Origin of the sequence: Photobacterium sp. NCIMB 13483 (assembly GCF_003025475.1) — a bacterium.
GTDB lineage: Bacteria > Pseudomonadota > Gammaproteobacteria > Enterobacterales > Vibrionaceae > Photobacterium > Photobacterium piscicola.
This window is the reverse complement of the sequence record NZ_PYLV01000001.1, coordinates 259,845-281,116: the sequence shown is the minus strand read 5'-3', so window position 1 is coordinate 281,116 and position 21,272 is coordinate 259,845. Positions and strand designations below refer to the sequence as shown.

Below are 21,272 nucleotides of genomic sequence, written 5' to 3'. Positions count from 1 at the left end.
AATCACAGTATTTATGCTTTTTAATATAATACCCGCCCATATTTGAATAGATATTAACCAATTAACAACCCTGTTATTTGTTTTCTCATAGCAACTTACTTAGACTGTGTTTATTCTACTATCAATGAGTATTTATCATGGCTAATAAAGCTGAAATTTCGATCAATGAGCTATTAATGATCGCAAATCAAATCATTCAAGATCACAAAGATTACGTTGAAGGTATGCGCGCGACATCAGTAATAGAAAAAGATGGCGTATTAATCTTCAAAGGCGAATACTTCCTTGATGATGAGGGCTTACCAACGGCTAAAACAACGGCTGTATTTAATATGTTTAAGTTCTTGGCTCATAAGTTATCACCAGAGTTCACACTAAACACATTACTTGTTTAAGCAAAATTTAAACAAAAAAACCCGCGATCACGGCGGGTTTTTTCATCTCACGGGATTAACCATTATTACATAAATGGACGCTGACCACGCGCAACCCACTTCATTAATAACGTATCTGCCGCTTCACTTGACGCACCAGAAAGCTTCTCGATTAACTTCTTGCGACGTACATATTTAACCTGTAATACTTCACGCGCTTTACAAGCTTCGGTGATCAAATCATCACTGGTGCTAATCTGATCCACTAAACCTAATTCAAGGGCTTGTTGACCAAACCAATGCTCACCTGTTGCCACTTTATTTAAGTCAAGTTCAGGGCGATGAACAGCGATAAATTGTTTAAATAAACCGTGTGTTTCTTCAATCTCTTCTTTGAATTTTTCACGCGCTTTATCTGAGTTTTCACCAAACATAGTTAAGGTACGTTTAAACTCACCTGCCGTAATTTGTTCAAACTCAATATCGTTTTTCTTCAATACCTTACTAAAGTTTGGTAGTTGTGCAATAACGCCAATAGAGCCCACAATAGCAAACGGTGCTGAGACAATTTTATCCGCAACACACGCCATCATATAACCACCACTTGCCGCGACTTTATCAACAGCTATCGTTAACGTAATACCAGCCGCTTTTAAACGATCAAGTTGTGATGATGCTAAACCATAAGCATGTACCATACCGCCACCCGTTTCTAAACGTAGCAATACTTCATCACCTTCAATTGCAATGGCTAAAATAGCACTAACTTCTTGACGTAATGACGAGACTTCACGTGCATCAATACTGCCGTGAAAATCAATAACAAATAAACGAGGATCACGGGTTGTGGTTAAATTACCATTTTTCACCGCTTGTTTTACTTCATTTTGGCGCGCTTTATCTTGTTCTTTATCTGATTTTTTATCCGCTTTATCACGGGCTTTTAATAATGCTTTGTCAAATAAATGAGATTCTAACTGCTCAACGGTCTCTTTATATTGTTCAGTCAAATCGGTAACTTCTAGTTCACCTTTTTGAGAACCATGACGACCATTTAACGCTTTTGTTAATACCAATACACCCACAATCGCAATAACAACTGTCGCTATTTTGGCGAAAAACAAACCATATTCAAACAAAAATTCCAAGATTCAATCCTCTATTAGGCAAGAAAAAGCGCCATAATTTATTGTAAAAATGTACTAACTATCGCCATTCTTAGTTCGATTTATCTTTATAATAAATCAATATCATCGACACGATATTCACATAAAACTACATTCTCTCAGAATATAAATTCTGATATGTTTTAGTAGTAATCGATATTACAGTCAAGCTCAAGACTTGATGCGTTCTTAGATGAAAAAACACTCAAATATCGACAAAAAGACACTATTTAAAAGGAAGCTACTGTGGATTATCAAATTGCTGCGGATAATTTAAAAGATCGCGTGATATTAGTAACTGGGGCTGGTGATGGTATCGGCCGAGAAGCCGCACTCCAATATGCTGCTCATGGTGCGACCGTGATCCTGTTAGGCAGAACTGTCGCTAAGCTTGAAGCTGTTTATGATGAAATAGAAAAAAATGGCAGCAAGCAAGCCGCGATTATTCCATTAGATTTAATGGGTGCAACTAAACAACACTACATTGATATGGCAAATACCATTCAGCAGCAATTTGGGCGCTTAGATGGCGTACTACACAATGCAGGATTATTAGGCGCATTAAGCCCACTTGATCATATTGAAGAATCCGTTTTTGACGATGTGATGCAAGTTAACGTAAAAGCACAATTATTACTTACTCAGGCAATTTTACCATTAATAAAACAATCACCGGATGGTCGAATTATCTTTACCTCGTCTACCGTAGGTCACATTGGACGCGCTTTTTGGGGAACCTACGCAATATCTAAATTTGCCACAGAAGGCATGATGCAAGTCTTAGCCGATGAGCTAAGTGATACTTCAATTAAGGTCAATGCCATCAATCCGGGTGGAACCCGTACAGGTATGCGAGCACAAGCCTTTCCCGCGGAAGATGCTCGTTTACTCAAAACACCGTTAGATATTATGCCACTTTACCTATATCTCATGGGACCTGAAAGCCGCCATATCTCGGGGCAATGTCTTGATGCTCAGCCTAAGCGTAAGCCCGGCATTAGCAATGAACAATAAATAGTAGTTATAAAAAAGCCGACATCGCTGTCGGCATTTTAATATCAATTGTGCACTTTATGCATTAGTCGCGTTTAAACACTTACTTACGTGTACGAGGTTTAGCTGGCTTATTTGCTAATGGGTTACGACGATTTGCCGCATTGCCAGAAGGCTTACGCTTGCCAGAACCATTTTGTGGCTTATCTGATGAATTATAAGGCTTCTTCTCATCATCTCTTGGCTTACCTGCAATATGTACAGGTTTACCTTTAGCACGATCTGAACGAGGCTTAGCGTTATCGCGACCTGTTGGTGCTGGTTTAGCACGGCCACGACCACCACGTTGCTCTTGTTGTTGTGAATCAACTTCAGCATTACGGCTTGCACTTGATGGTGCACGACGATCATTATTACGACCGCGACGACCACCCGTACCCGTTGTTTCTACACGCTCTTCATGACGACGAACAGCACGACGAATTTGACGAATACCTTTTTTGCGCTTCTGACCTTCAACAGTTAATACTGTTTCAGTTTCAGGTGGTAGCTCAACGGTAGCACGAAGTTCATTCACTTCTTTTAGTTCTAGCTCGCTCCAACCGCCACGAGGCATGTCTTTCGTTAAGTAAACATCACCATAACGAACACGTTTCAGACGGCTAACCGTTACACCCTGAGAATCCCATAAACGACGAACCTCACGGTTACGGCCTTCAGTGATCACTACGTAGAAAGTATGGTTCATACCTTCACCGCCAGAATAAACAACATCTTCAAAGCGTGCTACGCCGTCTTCCAGCTCAACGCCTTTAACGACATTCTTAATCATCTGTTCGTTTACTTCACCAAATACACGCACCATGTACTCACGTTCAACAGTACGGCTTGGGTGCATTAAACGGTTAGCTAATTCACCATCAGTAGTGAAAAGTAATAAACCTGAGGTGTTAGCATCTAGACGACCAACAGAAACCCAACGGCCTGTTGTTAGACGTGGTAAACGATCAAAAACAGTACGACGACCTTCAGGATCATGACGAGTACATAACTCACCTTCTGGCTTGTTGTAGGCCAAAATACGGCAGATTTCTTCATCTGACGAAATTAATGCAATATTGTGGCCATCAATGCGTACACTAACGCTAAGATCATCAAGACGATCGCCAAGTTTAGCAACAACACCATCAACGCTCACACGGCCGTTTTGGATCATCAATTCGATTTCACGACGTGATCCTTGTCCTGCACGCGCTAATACTTTTTGTAATTTTTCGCTCATTGTAAACAAACCTTTGTCGCCTTCACAGGCGTCGAAATTCTCATCAAAGTCCTCTTCTCAGTTCTCTTTTTATTGTTGCAATGATTGCGCAAAAAAAGAAAGTGAGGGGAAATAATGCGAATAGCAATAATTTGGATTCTAGCGTGATAATCAATTATCTATCATGCTAGATATGTAGCCGATTATTATCGCAAATCTAACGGTTATTTACCATAAAAATAGCGATAAAAAAAACGTATCATAAACAATATGATACGTTTATAAAAATGCATATACCGCCAATGCATTTACTGTGGAAATTAAACGATTTTATTCAAACGGCGTAATATCACCAGCACCAATACGTACAATATCAATGTTACCGTCACTAAAATCGATAACGGTTGTTGGCTGCTCACTGAGATAACCACCGTGCATGATTAGATCAACAGCATGTTCTAATTGGTCACGAATCTCATCAGGATCCGCTTCTGTGGTCTCTTTACCAGGTAAAATCAAACTGGTCGACATCATTGGTTCACCCAAAGCTTCAAGCAGCGCTAAAGCAATATTATTATCAGGAACACGAATACCAATCGTTTTACGCTTAGCGTTCATTAATCGACGTGGGACTTCCTTGGTGCCTTTAAAGATAAAGGTATAAGCACCTGGAGTATTATTTCGCAATAAACGAAACGCAATATTGTCAACGCGGGTATATAACGATAGTTCAGATAAATCACGGCATAACAAGGTAAAATTATGCTTATCGTTTAAACGTCGTATTTGACAAATACGCTCCAGCGCTTGTTTGTTTTCCATCTGACAACCCAGAGCATAACCTGAGTCGGTAGGATAAACTACAACCCCACCATTTTTAATAATATCAACCGCTTGATTGATTAAACGCGTTTGCGGTGTTTCTGGATGAACATAAAAAAACTGACTCATTTTTCCTCCTTCGAGGCAGATAACTCCGTGGTTATTTCTGCCTCTATTCGCTTTTTCTCTACCGTCCAATTCTGCCATAACGGCACTACATCTTTCGGTAACCACAAATTGCGGCCTAATTCGGTCCATGGGGATGGATAATGAAAATCAGACCCTTGTGAAGCGAGTAAATTATATTGGATGGCGTAATCCCCAAAAGTACGTCGTTCTTGCGGTGCTTGTTGAGGTTGAGCAACTTCAATACCGTCGCCTTTTGCGTCAATAAAATGCTGAATTAAGCGCTTGATCCATTTTGCCGTCATTTGGTAACGACCGGGATGAGCAATAACAGCTTGACCACCAGCGGCATGAATCACGGTTACAGCATCGGCAATTGAGCACCAACTTGGTGGCACATAACCAGGATTACCTCGGGTTAAGAATTTCTTAAACACCGCCTGCATAGTTTTGGCATAACCTTGTTCAACCAACCAACGAGCAAAATGCGCACGCGTAATCGAAGCGTCGCCCGCTAATGCCATCGCACCTTCAAAAGCACCTGGCATTTTGTTCTTTTCTAACCGTGCGCCAATCTCTTTTGCACGTGCAAGTCGATGTTCGGCTTGGGCGTTAATAAATGAAATTAACTCAGGATGATTAGGATCTATATTAAGCCCAACAATATGAATATCAAAGTTTTGCCACACCGTTGATATCTCAATACCATTAATTAATGTAATCGGTAATTGTTCTTGTTCAATAACAGCATGCGCTTGTGCTAGGCCATCAATCGTATCGTGATCGGTAATTGCCAACACATCAACCCGCATATCCACGGCGCGTCGAACAAGATCTTGCGGCGATAAGCGGCCGTCTGACGCTGTAGTATGACAATGTAAATCAAACAACATAACTTTACTTCTTGACTTTGTTTTTATGAACTAGTTTACTAGTACGTAATTACTAGAAATGATATGGCTTCTAACATCATAACCTTTAGCTAGTTTAAACCAATTCACCGCTATACACCTTGGTAATCCTTGGATATAGCAGCAGACAAATAGGATAGCGCCATGTTACAGCAAATTAGTACACAACGACCGCCTTTCTTGATTATTTACGAGTGGCAAGCAATGTTATGGCAACGGTAAAATACAGTAACATTCTGTACTTTTACTCAAGCCTATCATTATCGAAGGCTTTTTTTTGGTCCTCTCTATATAGCCAATCACAACCCAATGCATTGATTATTATATATTTGACCAAAATAAAATATCGCAACACACTTTGTTAATAATTATCGGTAAAAGTAAAAAACTAGTCTTGCTCAAATACTCAGTTTACGCCACTATCGAACAATGAAAGCAGGATCGTATTGGTACAAACGGCAAGGAGAACGCTGTGACAACTCACTCTATTGGATCGCATATCTATAACACGACACCAGAAAATCAACATCCAATTAAGGTACTTAACCTTGATGTACCCTACATGGCTGACCCTACTGATGCTTATTTTACGCTCTGTGGTGATAGCCCTTGCCATCTATTATTAGAATCAGCCGAAGTCGATTCTAAGCAAGATCTTAAAAGCTTATTATTGATTGATGCTGCCGTACGCATTGTCTGTCGTGGTAAAGAGGTGATATTAGAAGCCCAATCTAACAATGGCCAACGCATCCTGCATGTTCTAAACAGCCATCTCAAGTCTGATATTAAAGCCACCTATAATGCTGATACGCTGCGGTTACATTTTCCAACCCATGTGCAGACGTTAGATGAAGACTCTCGCCTACGCCAAACATCATCTTTTGATGCATTACGACTGATTCAACATGCCTTTGATACCGAAAATCATCCTCGCGATGCATTATTCATTGGTGGTTTATTTGCTTATGATTTAGTGGCTGACTTTGAACCACTTATCGCCGTTGATGCGGACAATAGCTGCCCTGATTATATTTTCTATATTGCTGAAACATTATTGATTATCGATCATCAATATCAACAAGCACATTTACAAGCGACCCTGTTTGAGCATGATACCCCGGCAATTGCGGATGATCTTCAACAACGTTTAGTCACACTTAAAACCCGTTGTCTTAATCCTCAGTCATTACCCGTTGCACCCGCTATCACCACCTGTGTCCCCGTTCCAACAATAACGGATCATGATTTCAATCAAACCGTTGCCGCTTTGAAGCAATTTGTTATTCGAGGTGATGTATTTCAAGTCGTGCCATCTCGACAATTTAAGCTGCCGTGTCCCTCGCCACTGAACGCATATAAAGCATTGAAAATTGGTAACCCAAGTCCGTATATGTTTTATCTGCATGATACTGACTTTACCTTATTTGGTGCCTCGCCAGAGAGTGCATTGAAATATTGTACCCAATCTAACCAAGTTGAAATTTACCCAATTGCAGGTACACGTCAACGCGGCAAAAACAAAGATGGATCCATTAATCTCGACCTTGATACGCGTATCGAACTAGAACTTCGCTGTGACACCAAAGAAAATGCTGAGCACATGATGCTAGTTGATTTGGCCCGTAATGATGTCGCCCGTATTAGCCAAGCAGGAAGCCGCCACGTAGCTGATTTATTACATGTTGATCGTTATAGCCATGTGATGCATTTAGTGTCGCGAGTCGTGGGTCAATTGCGCCATGATCTTGATGCCCTGCACGCTTATCAAGCTTGTATGAACATGGGAACGTTAACGGGCGCACCTAAAATTAGAGCCATGCAACTTATTCGTGAAGTTGAACAACGTCGCCGTGGAAGCTATGGCGGTGCGGTTGGTTATATTACAGGACATGGGGATATGGATACCTGCATTGTGATCCGTTCTGCTTATGTCGAAAATGGTATCGCCAGTGTTCAAGCAGGTGCAGGGGTAGTTTATGACTCCATACCCCAAGCTGAAACAGATGAAACCAAATCGAAAGCACAAGCGGTAATCAATGCCATTCGTCACGCCCACCAAGGTTAAGGAGCACAAGATGACCATCACGAAAAATTACCATAATGCCCATATTGTGCTGTTAGATAACTTTGATTCTTTTACTTACAACCTTGTTGATCAATTTCGAAGTCTGGGTTTTCCCGTCACGATTTATCGTAATCATTTATCAGCGCAACAAATCGAACACGCATTACTTGAACATAAAAATCCGGTATTAGTGTTATCACCAGGCCCTGGCGCACCAGCTGATGCCGGATGTATGCCTGAACTTATTCAACGCGTCAAAGGCAAAATCCCAATGTTAGGTATTTGCCTCGGTCATCAAGCAATTGTTGAAGCTTATGGTGGTACCGTCGCCGGCGCTGGCGATATCGTACATGGTAAAGCCGCAATGATAACCCACAACCAACACCCTGTTTTTGGTCAACTTGCCAGCCCACTCACCGTCGCCCGTTATCATTCTTTAGTCGCAACCCATGTTCCTGCTAGCCTTGAAACGATTGCTGATGTAAATGGATTAGTGATGGCGGTCGTTAATGAACACGACAAAGTCTGTGGCTTTCAATTTCACCCAGAATCTATCCTTACTACTCAAGGCGCAGAACTACTTACTCATACACTGGCTTGGGTTATCAAAGCACCCACCACATGCCTAAATACCCATTAAGGAAGATGATGATGAACGCTACTATTTCTAAACTCGCTGACAAACTCTACGCTCAACACCCCTTGAGCGAAGAAGAAAGCCATATCCTCTTTGATGCGATCATCAATGGAGAAGTTGAGCCGATTGTATTATCAGCCGTATTAACAGCATTAAAAATTAAAGGTGAAACGCCAGCAGAAATTGCAGGTGCAGCCAAAGCATTAGTTAAAAATGCCAACCCATTTCCACGCCCGAATTATGACTTTGCCGACATTGTCGGTACTGGAGGCGATGGTGCGAATACCATCAACATTTCGACTACTGCAGCCTTTGTTGCTGCCGCCTGTGGTGTGAAAGTGGCTAAACATGGTAATCGTGGTGTATCAAGCAAATCAGGTTCATCCGATTTATTAGATCAATTTGGGATTAATTTAGCCATGTCCGCCCAAACGGCACGCCAAGCGTTAGATGATCTTGGTGTCTGTTTTTTATTTGCACCGGAATATCACGGAGGCGTACGTCATGCGATGCCAGTACGACAAACATTACAAACGCGCACTATTTTTAATGTCTTAGGCCCATTAATTAACCCAGCCAAACCTAATATTCAATTAATGGGGGTTTACGATATCGCCTTAGTGCGCCCGATTGCTGAAACCTTAGCAGCAATGGGATTAAAACGAGCAGCAGTAGTACATGGTAGCGGGCTGGATGAAGTTGCCATTCATGGTGAAACCCATGTAGCTGAAATTATTGATGGGGTCATTAGTGAATATACGCTTACTCCGGCTGATTTTGGACTTCAAAGCTACCCTTTAGAAGCTATTCGTGGCGGTGAGCCAGATGAGAATTGCCACATTATAAAACAGATTCTGATCGGTAAAGGAACACCCGCTCAAGAAGGTGCCGTTGCTGTTAATGTTGCACTTTTATTGCGCCTTTTTGGCCATCACGATCTTAAAGCCAATACTCAACGCGCAATCACCACCATGCGTTCAGGTAACGCATATCAACTTGTAGAACAACTGGCAGCACGAGGTTAATCATGGAAACAGTCCTTGCTAAAATTATCGCAGATAAAAAAATCTGGGTCGATGCTCGTAAAGAAGCGCAACCTCTCGCCAGTTTTCGCCACCAGCTTACGCCTAGCGATCGTGATTTCTACCACGCACTGACCAATACAGACCAACATGGGTGCTATCGCCCTGCTTTCATTCTCGAATGTAAAAAGGCATCACCGTCAAAAGGCTTAATTAGAGAAGATTTCAATTTAGATGATATTGCGATGGTTTATAACCAATACGCCAGTGCTATTTCAGTATTAACTGACGAGAAATATTTTCAAGGCAATGTTGAGTTCTTACCGAAGGTACGCAGTCAAGTTACCCAACCAATATTATGCAAAGACTTTATGATTGATAGCTACCAAGTCTATTTGGCGCGTCATTATCAGGCAGATGCGATTTTATTGATGCTATCGGTACTGGATGACGAACAATACCAAACACTTGCCGCAGTGGCTGAATCACTTCAACTTGGCGTTTTAACCGAAGTGAGTAATGAAGCCGAACTCACGCGCGCCATCAAACTCAAAGCAAAAGTTGTCGGGATTAACAACCGTAATTTACGTGATTTGAGTATTGATTTAAATCGTACCAAACAGCTCGCGCCCGATTTACCTAAAGGCACAATTGTTATTTCTGAGTCAGGGATTTATACCCACCAGCAAGTACGTGAACTCTCGCCTTATGCCAATGGTTTTTTAATTGGTAGTTCATTAATGGCAGCTGATAACCTTGATTTAGCGGTTCGAAAAGTCTTATTTGGTGAACATAAAGTTTGCGGGTTAACCTCAAATGTAGATGCTCATCAGGCTTATCAACAAGGGGCAACCTATGGGGGTTTGATTTTCGTGCCATCATCACCGCGAGCGATTAATCTCGACCACGCTTTAGCGGTTACCGCCTCCGTTCCTCTTAATTTTGTCGGTGTATTTCAAAACAGCCCATTGACAGACATTGTGACTACCGCAACAACTTTAGCCTTGGCTGCGGTGCAATTACACGGTAATGAATCGCCACAATATATCGCGCAATTACGTGAACAATTACCGACTAACTGCCAAATATGGAAAGCCCATGCCATTACTGATAGCGTACCAGATCTTACTCAATGGTCAGTCGACAAGCACCTGTTTGACAGTAAAGTCGAAGGCAAAAGTGGAGGCACAGGTATCACCTTTGATTGGTCTTTAATTACACCAGAAAACAGATCAAACAGCTTACTTGCTGGTGGGCTCAACCCAGATAATGTACACCATGCCGCCTCGCTTGGTTTTAGCGGCTTAGATTTAAATTCCGGTGTAGAAAGCGCACCGGGTAAAAAAGATCCCCATAAATTAGCGGCAGCCTTTACGGCAATCAAATATATTAAGGACGATAAATAATCATGAGTAAATTGAATGCCTACTTTGGTGAATTTGGTGGTCAATATGTCCCTCAAATTCTAGTACCAGCCTTGGACCAACTTGAAGATGCTTTTATCGAAGCTCAACAAGATTCACAATTTCAACATCAATTTATAACGTTATTAAAAGAATATGCGGGGCGACCAACGGCGTTAACCTTGTGTCAAAATTTAACTCAAGGTACAAAGACCAAGCTTTATCTCAAACGAGAAGATCTACTTCACGGTGGCGCACACAAAACTAACCAAGTTTTAGGTCAAGCTTTACTGGCACAACGCATGGGTAAAACTGAAATCATTGCAGAAACAGGAGCTGGTCAACACGGGGTTGCTACGGCATTAGCCTGTGCTTTACTCGGATTAAAGTGCCGCATCTATATGGGCGCGAAAGATATTGAACGTCAAAGTCCTAATGTTTTTAGAATGAAATTAATGGGCGCGACGGTTATTCCCGTAACATCAGGTTCAGCAACCTTAAAAGATGCATGTAATGAAGCGATGCGCGATTGGTCTGCTAGCTATGACAAAGCCCATTATCTATTAGGTACCGCCGCGGGTCCTCACCCATTCCCAACCATAGTGCGTGAGTTTCAAAAAATTATTGGTGAAGAAACCAAGACCCAAATTATCGCTAAAGAAGGTCGATTACCAGATGCCGTTATTGCTTGTGTTGGCGGTGGCTCTAATGCAATTGGTATGTTCGCTGACTTTATCGAAGAAAGTAGTGTCCGTTTAATTGGCGTTGAGCCTGCAGGAAAAGGCTTAGATACCGACATGCATGGCGCGCCATTGAAACACGGCAAGCTCGGTATTTTCTTTGGTATGAAAGCGCCGCTAATGCAAGATGAACATGGTCAAGTTGAAGAATCTTACTCTGTTTCAGCAGGGTTAGATTTCCCTTCTGTCGGGCCTCAACATGCTCACCTTAATGCTATTGGTCGCGCAGAATATGGTGCAGTAACCGATGATGAAGCATTAGATGCATTTCAACTATTAGCCCGTAAAGAAGGCATTATTCCCGCACTTGAATCTGCACATGCATTGGCTTATGCACTAAAAATAATTGCAGATGACCCCGAAAAAGAGCAATTACTGGTGGTTAACCTTTCCGGTCGAGGCGATAAAGACATTTTCACTGTGCACGATATTTTAACGGCAAAAGGAGTTCTATAATGGATCGCTACCACAATTTATTTACTCAATTGAATGCCCGTAATGAAGGTGCCTTTGTCCCTTTTGTTACCTTGGGTGATCCAACACCACAACGCTCAATGGATATTATTGATACTTTAGTTGCCGCTGGCGCTGATGCCTTAGAGCTAGGGATCCCTTTTTCAGATCCATTGGCTGATGGTCCAACGATTCAAGGAGCCAATATTCGTGCTCTTGCCGCAGACACCACCCCGACCATTTGTTTTGAAATGCTAACTCAAATTCGAGCGAAATATCCTCAATTGCCGATTGGACTACTGATGTACGCTAATTTGGTTTTTGCTACAGGTATCGATCATTTTTATCGTCGCTGTGCGAATGCTGGCATTGATTCAGTATTAATTGCAGATGTCCCCGTCAATGCATCTCTTGAGTTTAGAGTTGCAGCAGAAGCACAGGGTATTCACCCTATTTTTATCGCACCACCTAACGCTGATGCCGCAACCTTAAAAACAGTCTCAGAGCTTAGCGGTGGTTATACTTACCTACTTTCACGCGCAGGCGTCACAGGTGCAGAAACGAAAGCAGAAATGCCAATTGAGCCATTATTAGCCGCATTAAAAGCCCATAATGCACCACCAGCATTACTCGGGTTTGGTATTTCAACCCCAGAGCAAGTGAGTGAAGCCATAAAAGCAGGCGCTGCTGGAGCAATTTCAGGTTCAGCCATCGTTAAAATTATTGAAACCCATGTTGATGACCATCCAGCACTGCTCAGAGCACTGAGTACATTTATAACCAACATGAAAGCAGCAACACGTCGCTAGCCTATAATCCACTACCCATCGCTGTCATCAATCAAATATTGGTGACAGCGGTATCATCATCCCCATCAAAATCGATTTTTTCATTAAGCTCATGGAACAGGTATACTCCTGTTAATTATCTTTAATGAGTTGGTACCAATGAAACAAATTATAGAATTTATTCCATTACTGATCTTTTTTGTATTATTTAAAACTAATGGTATTTTTGTCGCGACAGGTGCATTAATTATTACAACGGCAATCCAATTGATCGTTACGTGGTTTATCTATAAAAAAATAGAAAAAATGCAGTTAATCACCTTTGTGATGGTCGCTATCTTTGGTGGATTAACACTGTTTTTGCATGATGAAAACTTCATTAAATGGAAAGTTACCATTATCTATGGTCTATTTGCTCTCGCACTGCTTGTCAGTCAGATCATGCATAAACCATTAATTAAATCGATGCTAGGTAAAGAGATCACCCTTCCTGATAACGTTTGGTTACGTATCAATTTTGCATGGACAATATTTTTTGTTGTTTGTGCTATTGTAAACATTTATATTGCATTCAATTTTCCGCTTGATGTCTGGGTGGATTTCAAAGTATTTGGTTTATTAGCGTTAACGCTGCTATTTACTTTTGTGACGGGTGGCTATATTTATCGCCACCTACCTAAAAGCCCTGATGATAAATAAAGTTGTATAGCCGATGACTACTGAAAACAATATCCCTCGTGGACAGCTTCTACTTCGTACATTAGCGATGCCTGCCGATACCAATGCAAATGGTGATATTTTTGGTGGTTGGATCATGTCGCAACTGGATCTTGCAGGCGCTATTTTAGCCAAAGAGATTTCTCGCGGTCGTGTGGTTACCGTTTCGGTTGATAAAATAGAATTTAAAGCCCCCGTTGGTGTTGGTGATGTGGTTTGTTGTCACGGTGAATGTAAGCGCATCGGTAATACATCTATGAGTGTCGGCCTTGAGGTATGGGTAAAACCTGTTGCCGTTGATGGCATCGGTGAACGTTACCGCGTCTGTGAAGCGACATTTAATTATGTTGCTATTAACAGTGAAGGTCGTCCGCGTAAAATTGAAATTACACAATAATCCTTCTCAATAAAAAAGCACGTAATAAATACTAAGCACTAACGACGGTTGGTGCTTTTTATTATTTGCTTAAATCTACTTGTCCATGTTCAATATTTAGTTAGTATGGGGAATACTAAAAACAACACGATGAATAATTCGTTGTTTAAACCATAACTAAATAGGGAATGCCGACGATGTGGTATGTAATTTTTTCTCAAGACGTTGAAAATAGTTTAGAGCGTCGCATGAGCGTACGTGAACAACATCTAGCTCGCTTAAAAGAACTTCAACAACAAGATCGTTTATTAGTCGCAGGACCAATGCCTGCCATTGATGATGAAAATCCAGGTGAGGCAGGCTTTACTGGTTCAACGGTCATTGCTAAATTTGAATCGCTAGAACAAGCACAACAATGGGCCAATGCTGATCCGTATATTGATGCCGGTGTCTACGCCAATGTTATTGTTAAACCATTCAAAAAAGTTTTACCTTAAATCTATTCAGGATTAACCAGTGAACCTAACTACAACAAAAAAATGGCTTATCGCCGCTGTTGGCCTTTTCATCCTTGGTGGCTGTGCTTCACACGATCAACAAATGGTCGCTGAATCATTAGCACAATCACGAGCAGCTGCGATTGATAGTAAAGCACCCTATCCTAAAATAGATGCTTACCAAATCACTCAAGCTTATGCGAGTAAAAACACGGTAAAAATCAACATCATCTATGGTGGTAATGGGCGTGTAAAACCGACAACAGCGATAAAAACGGCCAGTGCTAATTACTGTAACAACGCTGAATTAATGCCACTATTTAAACATGGCGTTGATTATATTATTACTATCCGTGATGTCAGCGGCCGACAGTTAGTCTCACAAACTATTTCAGAACAATCTTGTGAAGCACTAAAATAATCTACGCCGTATATTATAAAAATCCCTAACCAATGAATTGCTCCAATATAATTGAGCATTGCTGGTTAGGGCTTTTTATTTTTTATCCCGCCATAACTATTCTACCGGAATACTTTCCACATCAATCGCATCATTAATCTGCACTTCAAATGCACGCAACCGCTTATAAATCGACATTAATTCAACAATCGTACTCCATGAGTGCACCAAAAATTGAAAAGACTCTTCTACTTTTCCAAACGCCCTGAGTATCTGTTGTAATACACCCAAAGTTAATGCGCCTGAAATAATAGCTGGGCCCAATGCGATATAAGGCACTATCACGGTATATTGAATATATGACCATTTTGCGATATCAAAATATAAATAATGACGATAAAGATTAAAGTAATTTTTACGAACATTAAAAAAGAGATCTTTTACAGTTTCAGGTTTGGCGCGATGGGCGTTATCTTCACCAAACACGAGTTCTTTACGATAAGCGGCTTCTACTTTTTGATTCTTAAATTCTAACCCTGGTAATCGAATACCAACAATCGCCAATAATACTGTGCCAAATAATGCTGAGATAATGGCTAAATATACCAACGAACGATCAACACTGCCTATCCATGGTAATTCAGTAACATTCTCACTTAACGTCCATAGAATAGGTAAAAACGCAACTAGCGTCATTAAGGATCGCATAAAGCTCACCCCTAGACTTTCGACTATACGTGCAAAACGCATCGTATCTTCTTGAACTCGCTGAGATGCCCCTTCAATATGACTAATTTTGTCCCAATGCTTCATGTAATAATCATTCATTGCGGTACGCCAACGAAAAACATAATGGCGAACGAAGAAATCAAGAATAACGGCAATAATGATATACACTGACACAATATTGAAAAACTCAATACACCCCGCTAAAAACTCATCAAATGTCACTGCATTGGGCTTAGCTAATGCCTTTTGAATAAGATCATAAAAACTACCAAACCATTCATTCACTTCTACGTCTATCTGCACTTTATACCAAGTAACATATAAAATAATGGCACTACCGACAATCGACCATAAAAACCACCGACGATCGAGAAAGAACGATTTAAACATAACTACACATCCTTAATGTATTTTGATTAAGTGCACCCCTTGCACTGCAAATAGAATCAATTGATCTTATTGTTAATCACTTATTTTAGTATTTGTCACCAAACTCCAAAACGCAACAAGTACACCACAATAAAGGTCATATAATTCATTATAATAAACAAATCACTGCTAATTTTAGATAAAAAAATCCCTTATTTACTCTTAACTAAAACTAGTGGAGTCGATAAGGGATTTCTTATTTTAACGATTTATATCATCGCTATAAACTTAGCTCTGGCGCTCAAAAACTAAAGCTTTAAGCCCTGCTTCTGGTTCTATATCTTTAAATTCAGCCGGGTTTTCTAAACGATGAGAGAACACCATATCTGGCGCTTCAGCAGCCATGCCATCAATCAAAAATTGACTGGTTAACGTCGGATCATTAACGCAGGCTAAAACAACACCATCAGCAGTTAATAATTCAGGCAAGCGACGTAAAATCTTTTGGTAATCTTTAGTCAGAGCAAAGCTGCCTTTTTGAAATGATGGCGGATCAATAATGATTAAATCATAAGGCCCCATCTTGCGTACTTTACCCCATGACTTAAATAACTCATGGCCTAAGAAACTCACTTTCTTTAAATCATGGTTGTTTAAATGATGGTTATCACGACCACGACTTAATGCCGCTTTGGCCATATCAAGATTCACCACATAATCTGCGCCACCAGCAATGGCTGCCACAGAAAAGCCACAAGTATAAGCAAATAAATTCAGTACTCGTTTACCCGCAGCATGCTCACGCACCCAGTCACGGCCATAACGCATATCAAGAAATAGACCGTTATTTTGATTACGACCTAAATCTAATTTATAGGTTAACCCACTTTCAATGACATCTTGATAATCAGAACTTTGTCCCCACAACACTTCCATTGGCGAACCTTGACGATCACGGTGTTGGAGTAATAAAGAACGGGCACCGCTAGCTTGCCAAGCTTCTGTTTGCGTCAATTTAACCAACAAATCCGTCAATGCTTGCATAAAATCAGCATCAGGTTCTTTGAATAAGGAAACCAGTACTTGCCCTTGAAGCCAATCAACCGTAATTTGTTCCAGCCCTAGCCAACAGCGACCGCGGCCATGAAACAATCGGCGAACTTCTGACGGTGGTGTTGCTAAAGCCGTTAATAAATGGGCTTCTAAAGTAGGTAACGCGCTAATTTCCATAATATCATTCAAAGTAGTCAATTAAGGCGGGCTATTCTATACGTTGCGCTCCAGAATACCAACTGCAGGAGAAAATAGAATCATTTACTCAGGTTTAGCACGTAAGACATATTCAGCTGAATAATCAAGTAAACTCGTGGAATGTAGTGTCAATGTTGCTGATGATGAAAGGAAATGACGCGGAGTAGTTTCAGGTAATATCAAATATTGTTGAGCACGATTTCGACGATGATGGGATTGACGTTTTTGTTGAGAAACTCGCATTTTCAGCGTACGTGAATGAGCACTGCGCATTGTAAACCTCTAACTAATACATTCTGTATATAGTATAAATTATCAATACCAAAAAGAAATGCGCATCCACGTTTTACCAATCGATTGCTGATAATACCATCAATTACAGGTCAACTGTTGATACTTTACTCACTCTACTATTTTTTACAGGCTAATACTGGCCATGATAACGTCCAAGGCTGCTGCCATTCAGTAAATGCTTGCTGCGCCTCTGCTGTTGACCATAATTCTCCGATACTAGGCGGACATAAAAATTGTTGCAGCTCACCTTGGTACGGAAAACGTAAACCATAAGCATGTAAATAGCCACGATCTGCCGCTTCATTACCATAAATATCATCACCCGTAATACCAGAACCAACACTGCGTAACGCCACGCGAATTTGATGGGTTTTGCCTGTATGGGGTTTGCATAAAAAGATACGCCGTCCTTCACCACCAGCAGCAGAAAAAAACTGAGTAATAGCAGGGTTTACTTTGGTCGTTTCTAATTTCCAACTACTACGACGTGAACGGGTCATATCACCAATAACAACACCTTGTTTTTTCTTTGGTTTTTTCGTCGCAATTGCTACATAAAACTTTTCAACCCGACGCTCAGCAAAATTAGCACATAATGCAGCAGCAGCCGTTTTATTACGCCCAAGTAATAGCAGCCCTGACGTCATTTTATCAAGTCGATGAATGAGATACAGTTTTTCATCACCTGTTTGCTCAGCAACAGCGGCCAGTAATGGCTGATCATTATCATCTTTATGAACACTGATCCCAGGGTGTTTATTAATAACTAAGAAATCAGAGTGCTGGTAAACAAGATCAAACATAATGCAAATAACGCCTTTACGGTACAAAGATGGCGCGAGTATAACCAGCCACTCAAAAAAGAAAAGTCTTGCGACTCATATTCGATTTATTATAGAACGCTAATCAGATTCAAAGACAACAACCGATAATAATATCGGTCCATTATTAAGCAGCTATTTTTTATATCAAAATGGTAATGATTCCTCAAAAATAACCTTGATCATTCAACATAAGCATTAATGAGCACTGAATATTAGGTTTTTTTCTCATTTCAATGCACTATACATACAAATTGTATTTATATATTGATGAAGTCATTCGATGGAACAGTTTTATCAAATCTTAACGTGGATCGGCATTTTCGCCTATTGGCTGTTAATTGCCGCTGTCACTGTACGCGTAGTCTTCAAACGTCGAGCTGTTGGTGTCTCCCTCGCATGGATGATGATTATTTATATCGTCCCTATTGGTGGTGTTATTGCCTACCTGCTATTTGGCGAACTTAATTTAGGAAAAAAACGGGCTGAACGCGCGCGCGAAATGTTTTTCCCGTTTGAAAGCTGGTTTCAATGCCTGACTGATTGCCCTGGGCACATGCCTCAAAAAATGAGTGATGTTGCAAAGCCAATCAACGATCTGTGTGAAAATCGTTTTGGATTACCCGGTTTAGTCGGCAATCATCTATCATTAAAATCATCAACCGATGAGATTTTACGGGCGCTTATCGATGATATAAATAACGCTCAAAATTCGATTCATTTAGAATTTTATATCTGGAATCCAGGCGGCCTTGCTGATGAAGTGGGTGTGGCTCTGATCAAAGCGGCAAAGCGTGGTATTAGAGTTCGCGTATTGCTTGATTCCGCTGGTAGCATGCGTTTTTTCCGTTCTCATTGGCCAAAACTCATTCGCGGTGCGGGTATTGAACTTATCGAAGCACTGGCAGTTTCACCGTTCCGCATGTTCTTACGCCGCCTAGATTTACGTCAACACCGCAAAATAGTGGTTATTGATGACAACATTGCTTATACAGGTTCAATGAACTTAGTTGATCCTGCTTTCTTTAAAGTTGATGCAGGAGTCGGTCAATGGGTCGATGTCATGGTAAGAATCAGTGGCCCTACGGTTTCGGTGCTTAATTGTATTCAAGCATGGGATTGGGAAGTTGAGACGGGACAACGTTTTTTACCGCCATTACCAACGTGTCAAATACCAACTGAAGACGAACCACAGTATGACACTGTACAAGTGATCCCTTCAGGTCCGGGTATGCCCGATGACATTATCCATCAGGTGTTGCTATTAAGTATTTACCAAGCAAAGAAAAGTATTGTTATCACCACACCTTACTTTGTGCCAAGTGAACACTTATTGCACGCAATGAAAGGTGCCGCTGAACGTAATATTGATGTTCATATTGTACTACCCGATAAAAACGATTCGACTATGGTTGAATGGGCAAGTCGTTCTTTCTTTAGTGATTTATTGAAATCAGGGGTACATATTCATCGTTTTCATGGCGGCCTATTACACACTAAATCAGTAGTGATTGATGATACTCACTGCTTAATCGGTACGGTTAACCTTGATATGCGCAGTTTATGGCTTAATTTTGAAGTCACAATGGCGGTGGATAATCTTGAATTCACTCATAAACTAAGCCAATTGCAGCAAAGTTACATTGCCGACTCAGAGCCTGTAGATAAAGAGCAATGGGAAAAACGTTCAGTACGTAATAAATTTGGTGAACGCTTCTTCTATATGTTTAGTCCATTATTATAATACAGTTAATGTACTGATAATAAATCGATAATAGCTTAAACATAAAAACAAAAACGCCTCAACTAGTGAGGCGTTTTTTATGTATTATGTGTAGTAATATTAGTAATTACTACATTGCAGTCATAAAGATTTGTGAAATTTCTTCATGTGTTGCTTGCTTAGGATTAGTAAAACCACACGCATCTTTTAATGCATTATCCGCTAACAATGAAACATCTTCAGCTTTCACATTAAGCTCTTTTAAGCCCGCAGGAATACCTACATCTTGAGATAGTGCCATGATTGCATCAATTGCAGCATCTGCGCCTTGTTGTGGTGTCATTTCATTTACATTCACACCCATAGCAGCAGCAACATCACGTAAACGCTCAGGACAAACTTGTGCGTTATAACGTTGAACATGTGGCAACAATACAGCGTTACATACGCCGTGTGGCAGATTATAAAAACCGCCTAACTGGTGCGCCATTGCGTGAACATAACCTAGTGATGCATTGTTAAATGCCATACCTGCCATAAATTGTGCATAAGCCATTTGCTCACGCGCATTTAAGTTTTGACCATCTTTAACAGCGGTACGTAAGTTGGCTTCAATCAGTTCTATTGCTTTAATAGCAACAGCATCCGTGATTGGTGTAGCAGCAATAGAAACATAAGCTTCAATAGCGTGAGTTAATGCGTCCATACCCGTTGCTGCGGTTAATGATGCAGGTTTTGCTAGCATTAATTTCGGATCATTAACTGACATTAGCGGCGTGGTGTTCTTATCAACAATGGCCATTTTAATATGACGCGCTTCATCTGTAATAATACAGAAACGGGTCATTTCAGAAGCAGTACCCGCGGTGGTATTAATAGCGACAACAGGTAGTTGTGGTTTTGCAGAACGGTCAACACCTTCATAATCACCAATTTGACCACCATTCGCGGCTAATAGCGCAATACCTTTTGCACAATCGTGAGGAGAGCCGCCACCTAATGAAATAACAAAGTCACAGCCGTTATCTTTTAACAGTGTTAAACCTTGATCAACATTAGTAATAGTTGGGTTTGGTTGAGTACCAGCGTAAACAACTGAATCAATTCCACGCTCAGTTAATAGCACCGCAACTTGCGAAACCACACCAATTTCGTTTAATACTTTATCCGTTACGATTAATGCTTTTTTAAAGCCGTGTGCCTTAATTGCATCTGCCGCTTCTGTTAAACAACCAGCACCCATAAAATTAACACTTGGGATATAAAATGCACTGCTCATAATAACTTACCTTATTTTTCAAATACTCATTATCAAATTGGTCTTTCTTATAAAA

At 40.7% G+C, this 21,272-nt stretch carries 22 protein-coding genes; 13 read left to right on the top strand and 9 right to left on the bottom strand.

Features of this window, described 5'->3' with window-relative positions:
- The first annotated feature begins 137 nt into the window (after window positions 1-137).
- Window positions 138-395, top strand: a complete 258-nt coding sequence (locus C9I86_RS01350; RefSeq protein WP_080156754.1) for a DUF2498 family protein — start codon at window positions 138-140, stop codon at window positions 393-395.
- A gap of 65 nt (window positions 396-460) precedes the next feature.
- On the opposite strand, the gene sohB is transcribed toward C9I86_RS01350, so the two are convergent.
- A complete protein-coding gene (gene sohB, locus C9I86_RS01345) occupies window positions 461-1,522 on the bottom strand; it encodes a protease SohB (RefSeq protein WP_107275390.1) in 1,062 nt (353 codons plus the stop codon).
- Between the two features lie 264 nt (window positions 1,523-1,786).
- Here sohB and C9I86_RS01340 point away from each other — a divergent pair, with 264 nt between their 5' ends.
- Entirely contained in the window at window positions 1,787-2,554 is a 768-nt protein-coding gene (locus tag C9I86_RS01340) for a YciK family oxidoreductase (RefSeq protein ID WP_107275389.1), read from the top strand.
- Window positions 2,555-2,636: 82 nt separating this feature from the next.
- On the opposite strand, the gene rluB is transcribed toward C9I86_RS01340, so the two are convergent.
- The 3 genes from rluB to C9I86_RS01325 all read right to left on the bottom strand — a co-directional run bounded on the left by rluB (window position 2,637) and on the right by C9I86_RS01325 (window position 5,635).
- Window positions 2,637-3,815, bottom strand: coding sequence for a 23S rRNA pseudouridine(2605) synthase RluB (gene rluB, locus C9I86_RS01335; protein ID WP_107275388.1), 1,179 nt, complete (start codon window positions 3,813-3,815; stop codon window positions 2,637-2,639).
- Window positions 3,816-4,124: 309 nt separating this feature from the next.
- Entirely contained in the window at window positions 4,125-4,745 is a 621-nt protein-coding gene (locus C9I86_RS01330) for an L-threonylcarbamoyladenylate synthase (RefSeq protein WP_045035658.1), read from the bottom strand.
- Entirely contained in the window at window positions 4,742-5,635 is an 894-nt protein-coding gene (locus tag C9I86_RS01325; RefSeq protein WP_107275387.1) for a PHP domain-containing protein, read from the bottom strand. The genes C9I86_RS01330 and C9I86_RS01325 overlap by 4 nt, the downstream gene beginning before the upstream one ends.
- 580 nt (window positions 5,636-6,215) lie before the next feature.
- On the opposite strand from C9I86_RS01325, the gene C9I86_RS01320 reads away from it, so the two are divergent.
- The 10 genes from C9I86_RS01320 to gspS2 all read left to right on the top strand — a co-directional run bounded on the left by C9I86_RS01320 (window position 6,216) and on the right by gspS2 (window position 14,772).
- Complete coding sequence (locus C9I86_RS01320) at window positions 6,216-7,718, top strand: anthranilate synthase component 1 (RefSeq protein WP_107275449.1); 1,503 nt, start codon at window positions 6,216-6,218, stop codon at window positions 7,716-7,718.
- A gap of 10 nt (window positions 7,719-7,728) precedes the next feature.
- Window positions 7,729-8,358, top strand: a complete 630-nt coding sequence (locus C9I86_RS01315) for an aminodeoxychorismate/anthranilate synthase component II (RefSeq protein WP_080156760.1) — start codon at window positions 7,729-7,731, stop codon at window positions 8,356-8,358.
- Between the two features lie 11 nt (window positions 8,359-8,369).
- Window positions 8,370-9,380 (top strand): anthranilate phosphoribosyltransferase, encoded by a 1,011-nt coding sequence (gene trpD, locus C9I86_RS01310; protein WP_080156761.1) that lies wholly within the window; start codon window positions 8,370-8,372, stop codon window positions 9,378-9,380.
- Between the two features lie 2 nt (window positions 9,381-9,382).
- A complete protein-coding gene (trpCF, locus tag C9I86_RS01305; protein WP_107275386.1) occupies window positions 9,383-10,783 on the top strand; it encodes a bifunctional indole-3-glycerol-phosphate synthase TrpC/phosphoribosylanthranilate isomerase TrpF in 1,401 nt (466 codons plus the stop codon).
- A 2-nt stretch (window positions 10,784-10,785) separates the two neighbouring features.
- Complete coding sequence (trpB, locus tag C9I86_RS01300; RefSeq protein ID WP_080156763.1) at window positions 10,786-11,976, top strand: tryptophan synthase subunit beta; 1,191 nt, start codon at window positions 10,786-10,788, stop codon at window positions 11,974-11,976.
- Window positions 11,976-12,782 carry a tryptophan synthase subunit alpha gene (trpA, locus tag C9I86_RS01295; protein WP_080156764.1) on the top strand — a complete coding sequence of 269 codons (807 nt, stop codon included), beginning with the start codon at window positions 11,976-11,978 and terminating at the stop codon, window positions 12,780-12,782. Before trpB ends, trpA begins: the two co-directional genes overlap by 1 nt.
- 138 nt (window positions 12,783-12,920) lie before the next feature.
- The gene (locus C9I86_RS01290) at window positions 12,921-13,460 is read left to right on the top strand and encodes a septation protein A (RefSeq protein ID WP_080156765.1); all 540 of its coding nucleotides are present in this window, start codon (window positions 12,921-12,923) and stop codon (window positions 13,458-13,460) included.
- 13 nt (window positions 13,461-13,473) lie between these two features.
- Complete coding sequence (gene yciA, locus C9I86_RS01285; RefSeq protein WP_080156766.1) at window positions 13,474-13,875, top strand: acyl-CoA thioester hydrolase YciA; 402 nt, start codon at window positions 13,474-13,476, stop codon at window positions 13,873-13,875.
- A gap of 176 nt (window positions 13,876-14,051) precedes the next feature.
- The gene (locus tag C9I86_RS01280) at window positions 14,052-14,351 is read left to right on the top strand and encodes a YciI family protein (protein ID WP_080156767.1); all 300 of its coding nucleotides are present in this window, start codon (window positions 14,052-14,054) and stop codon (window positions 14,349-14,351) included.
- 19 nt (window positions 14,352-14,370) lie between these two features.
- A complete protein-coding gene (gspS2, locus tag C9I86_RS01275; protein WP_107275385.1) occupies window positions 14,371-14,772 on the top strand; it encodes a type II secretion system pilot lipoprotein GspS-beta in 402 nt (133 codons plus the stop codon).
- A 96-nt stretch (window positions 14,773-14,868) separates the two neighbouring features.
- Here gspS2 and sbmA read toward each other — a convergent pair whose 3' ends face one another.
- The 4 genes from sbmA to C9I86_RS01255 form a co-directional block, all read right to left on the bottom strand.
- Window positions 14,869-15,870 carry a peptide antibiotic transporter SbmA gene (sbmA, locus tag C9I86_RS01270; RefSeq protein WP_080156769.1) on the bottom strand — a complete coding sequence of 334 codons (1,002 nt, stop codon included), beginning with the start codon at window positions 15,868-15,870 and terminating at the stop codon, window positions 14,869-14,871.
- Window positions 15,871-16,137: 267 nt separating this feature from the next.
- Window positions 16,138-17,079 (bottom strand): class I SAM-dependent methyltransferase, encoded by a 942-nt coding sequence (locus C9I86_RS01265; RefSeq protein WP_080156770.1) that lies wholly within the window; start codon window positions 17,077-17,079, stop codon window positions 16,138-16,140.
- An 84-nt stretch (window positions 17,080-17,163) separates the two neighbouring features.
- Window positions 17,164-17,373: a hypothetical protein gene (locus C9I86_RS01260; protein ID WP_080156771.1), complete on the bottom strand. Its 210-nt coding sequence runs from the start codon at window positions 17,371-17,373 to the stop codon at window positions 17,164-17,166.
- Between the two features lie 137 nt (window positions 17,374-17,510).
- Window positions 17,511-18,197 (bottom strand): TIGR01621 family pseudouridine synthase, encoded by a 687-nt coding sequence (locus C9I86_RS01255; RefSeq protein ID WP_080156772.1) that lies wholly within the window; start codon window positions 18,195-18,197, stop codon window positions 17,511-17,513.
- 301 nt (window positions 18,198-18,498) lie between these two features.
- Between C9I86_RS01255 and cls the strand changes: the two genes are divergently transcribed.
- Window positions 18,499-19,959 (top strand): cardiolipin synthase, encoded by a 1,461-nt coding sequence (cls, locus tag C9I86_RS01250; protein ID WP_107275384.1) that lies wholly within the window; start codon window positions 18,499-18,501, stop codon window positions 19,957-19,959.
- Window positions 19,960-20,068: 109 nt separating this feature from the next.
- Here the strand turns inward: cls and yiaY are convergent, their stop codons facing one another.
- Window positions 20,069-21,217: an L-threonine dehydrogenase gene (gene yiaY / locus C9I86_RS01245; protein WP_107275383.1), complete on the bottom strand. Its 1,149-nt coding sequence runs from the start codon at window positions 21,215-21,217 to the stop codon at window positions 20,069-20,071.
- Between the last annotated feature and the right edge of the window lie 55 nt (window positions 21,218-21,272).

Coding starts and splice junctions, on each gene's coding strand:
- C9I86_RS01350 (WP_080156754.1), top strand. CDS start 138: ATGGCTAATAAAGCTGAAATTTCGATCAATGAGCTATTAATGATCGCA.
- rluB (WP_107275388.1), bottom strand. CDS start 3,815: ATGAGCGAAAAATTACAAAAAGTATTAGCGCGTGCAGGACAAGGATCA.
- C9I86_RS01330 (WP_045035658.1), bottom strand. CDS start 4,745: ATGAGTCAGTTTTTTTATGTTCATCCAGAAACACCGCAAACGCGTTTA.
- C9I86_RS01325 (WP_107275387.1), bottom strand. CDS start 5,635: ATGTTGTTTGATTTACATTGTCATACTACAGCGTCAGACGGCCGCTTA.
- C9I86_RS01320 (WP_107275449.1), top strand. CDS start 6,216: ATGGCTGACCCTACTGATGCTTATTTTACGCTCTGTGGTGATAGCCCT.
- C9I86_RS01315 (WP_080156760.1), top strand. CDS start 7,729: ATGACCATCACGAAAAATTACCATAATGCCCATATTGTGCTGTTAGAT.
- trpD (WP_080156761.1), top strand. CDS start 8,370: ATGAACGCTACTATTTCTAAACTCGCTGACAAACTCTACGCTCAACAC.
- trpCF (WP_107275386.1), top strand. CDS start 9,383: ATGGAAACAGTCCTTGCTAAAATTATCGCAGATAAAAAAATCTGGGTC.
- trpB (WP_080156763.1), top strand. CDS start 10,786: ATGAGTAAATTGAATGCCTACTTTGGTGAATTTGGTGGTCAATATGTC.
- trpA (WP_080156764.1), top strand. CDS start 11,976: ATGGATCGCTACCACAATTTATTTACTCAATTGAATGCCCGTAATGAA.
- C9I86_RS01290 (WP_080156765.1), top strand. CDS start 12,921: ATGAAACAAATTATAGAATTTATTCCATTACTGATCTTTTTTGTATTA.
- yciA (WP_080156766.1), top strand. CDS start 13,474: ATGACTACTGAAAACAATATCCCTCGTGGACAGCTTCTACTTCGTACA.
- C9I86_RS01280 (WP_080156767.1), top strand. CDS start 14,052: ATGTGGTATGTAATTTTTTCTCAAGACGTTGAAAATAGTTTAGAGCGT.
- sbmA (WP_080156769.1), bottom strand. CDS start 15,870: ATGTTTAAATCGTTCTTTCTCGATCGTCGGTGGTTTTTATGGTCGATT.
- C9I86_RS01265 (WP_080156770.1), bottom strand. CDS start 17,079: ATGGAAATTAGCGCGTTACCTACTTTAGAAGCCCATTTATTAACGGCT.
- C9I86_RS01260 (WP_080156771.1), bottom strand. CDS start 17,373: ATGCGCAGTGCTCATTCACGTACGCTGAAAATGCGAGTTTCTCAACAA.
- C9I86_RS01255 (WP_080156772.1), bottom strand. CDS start 18,197: ATGTTTGATCTTGTTTACCAGCACTCTGATTTCTTAGTTATTAATAAA.
- cls (WP_107275384.1), top strand. CDS start 18,499: ATGGAACAGTTTTATCAAATCTTAACGTGGATCGGCATTTTCGCCTAT.
- yiaY (WP_107275383.1), bottom strand. CDS start 21,217: ATGAGCAGTGCATTTTATATCCCAAGTGTTAATTTTATGGGTGCTGGT.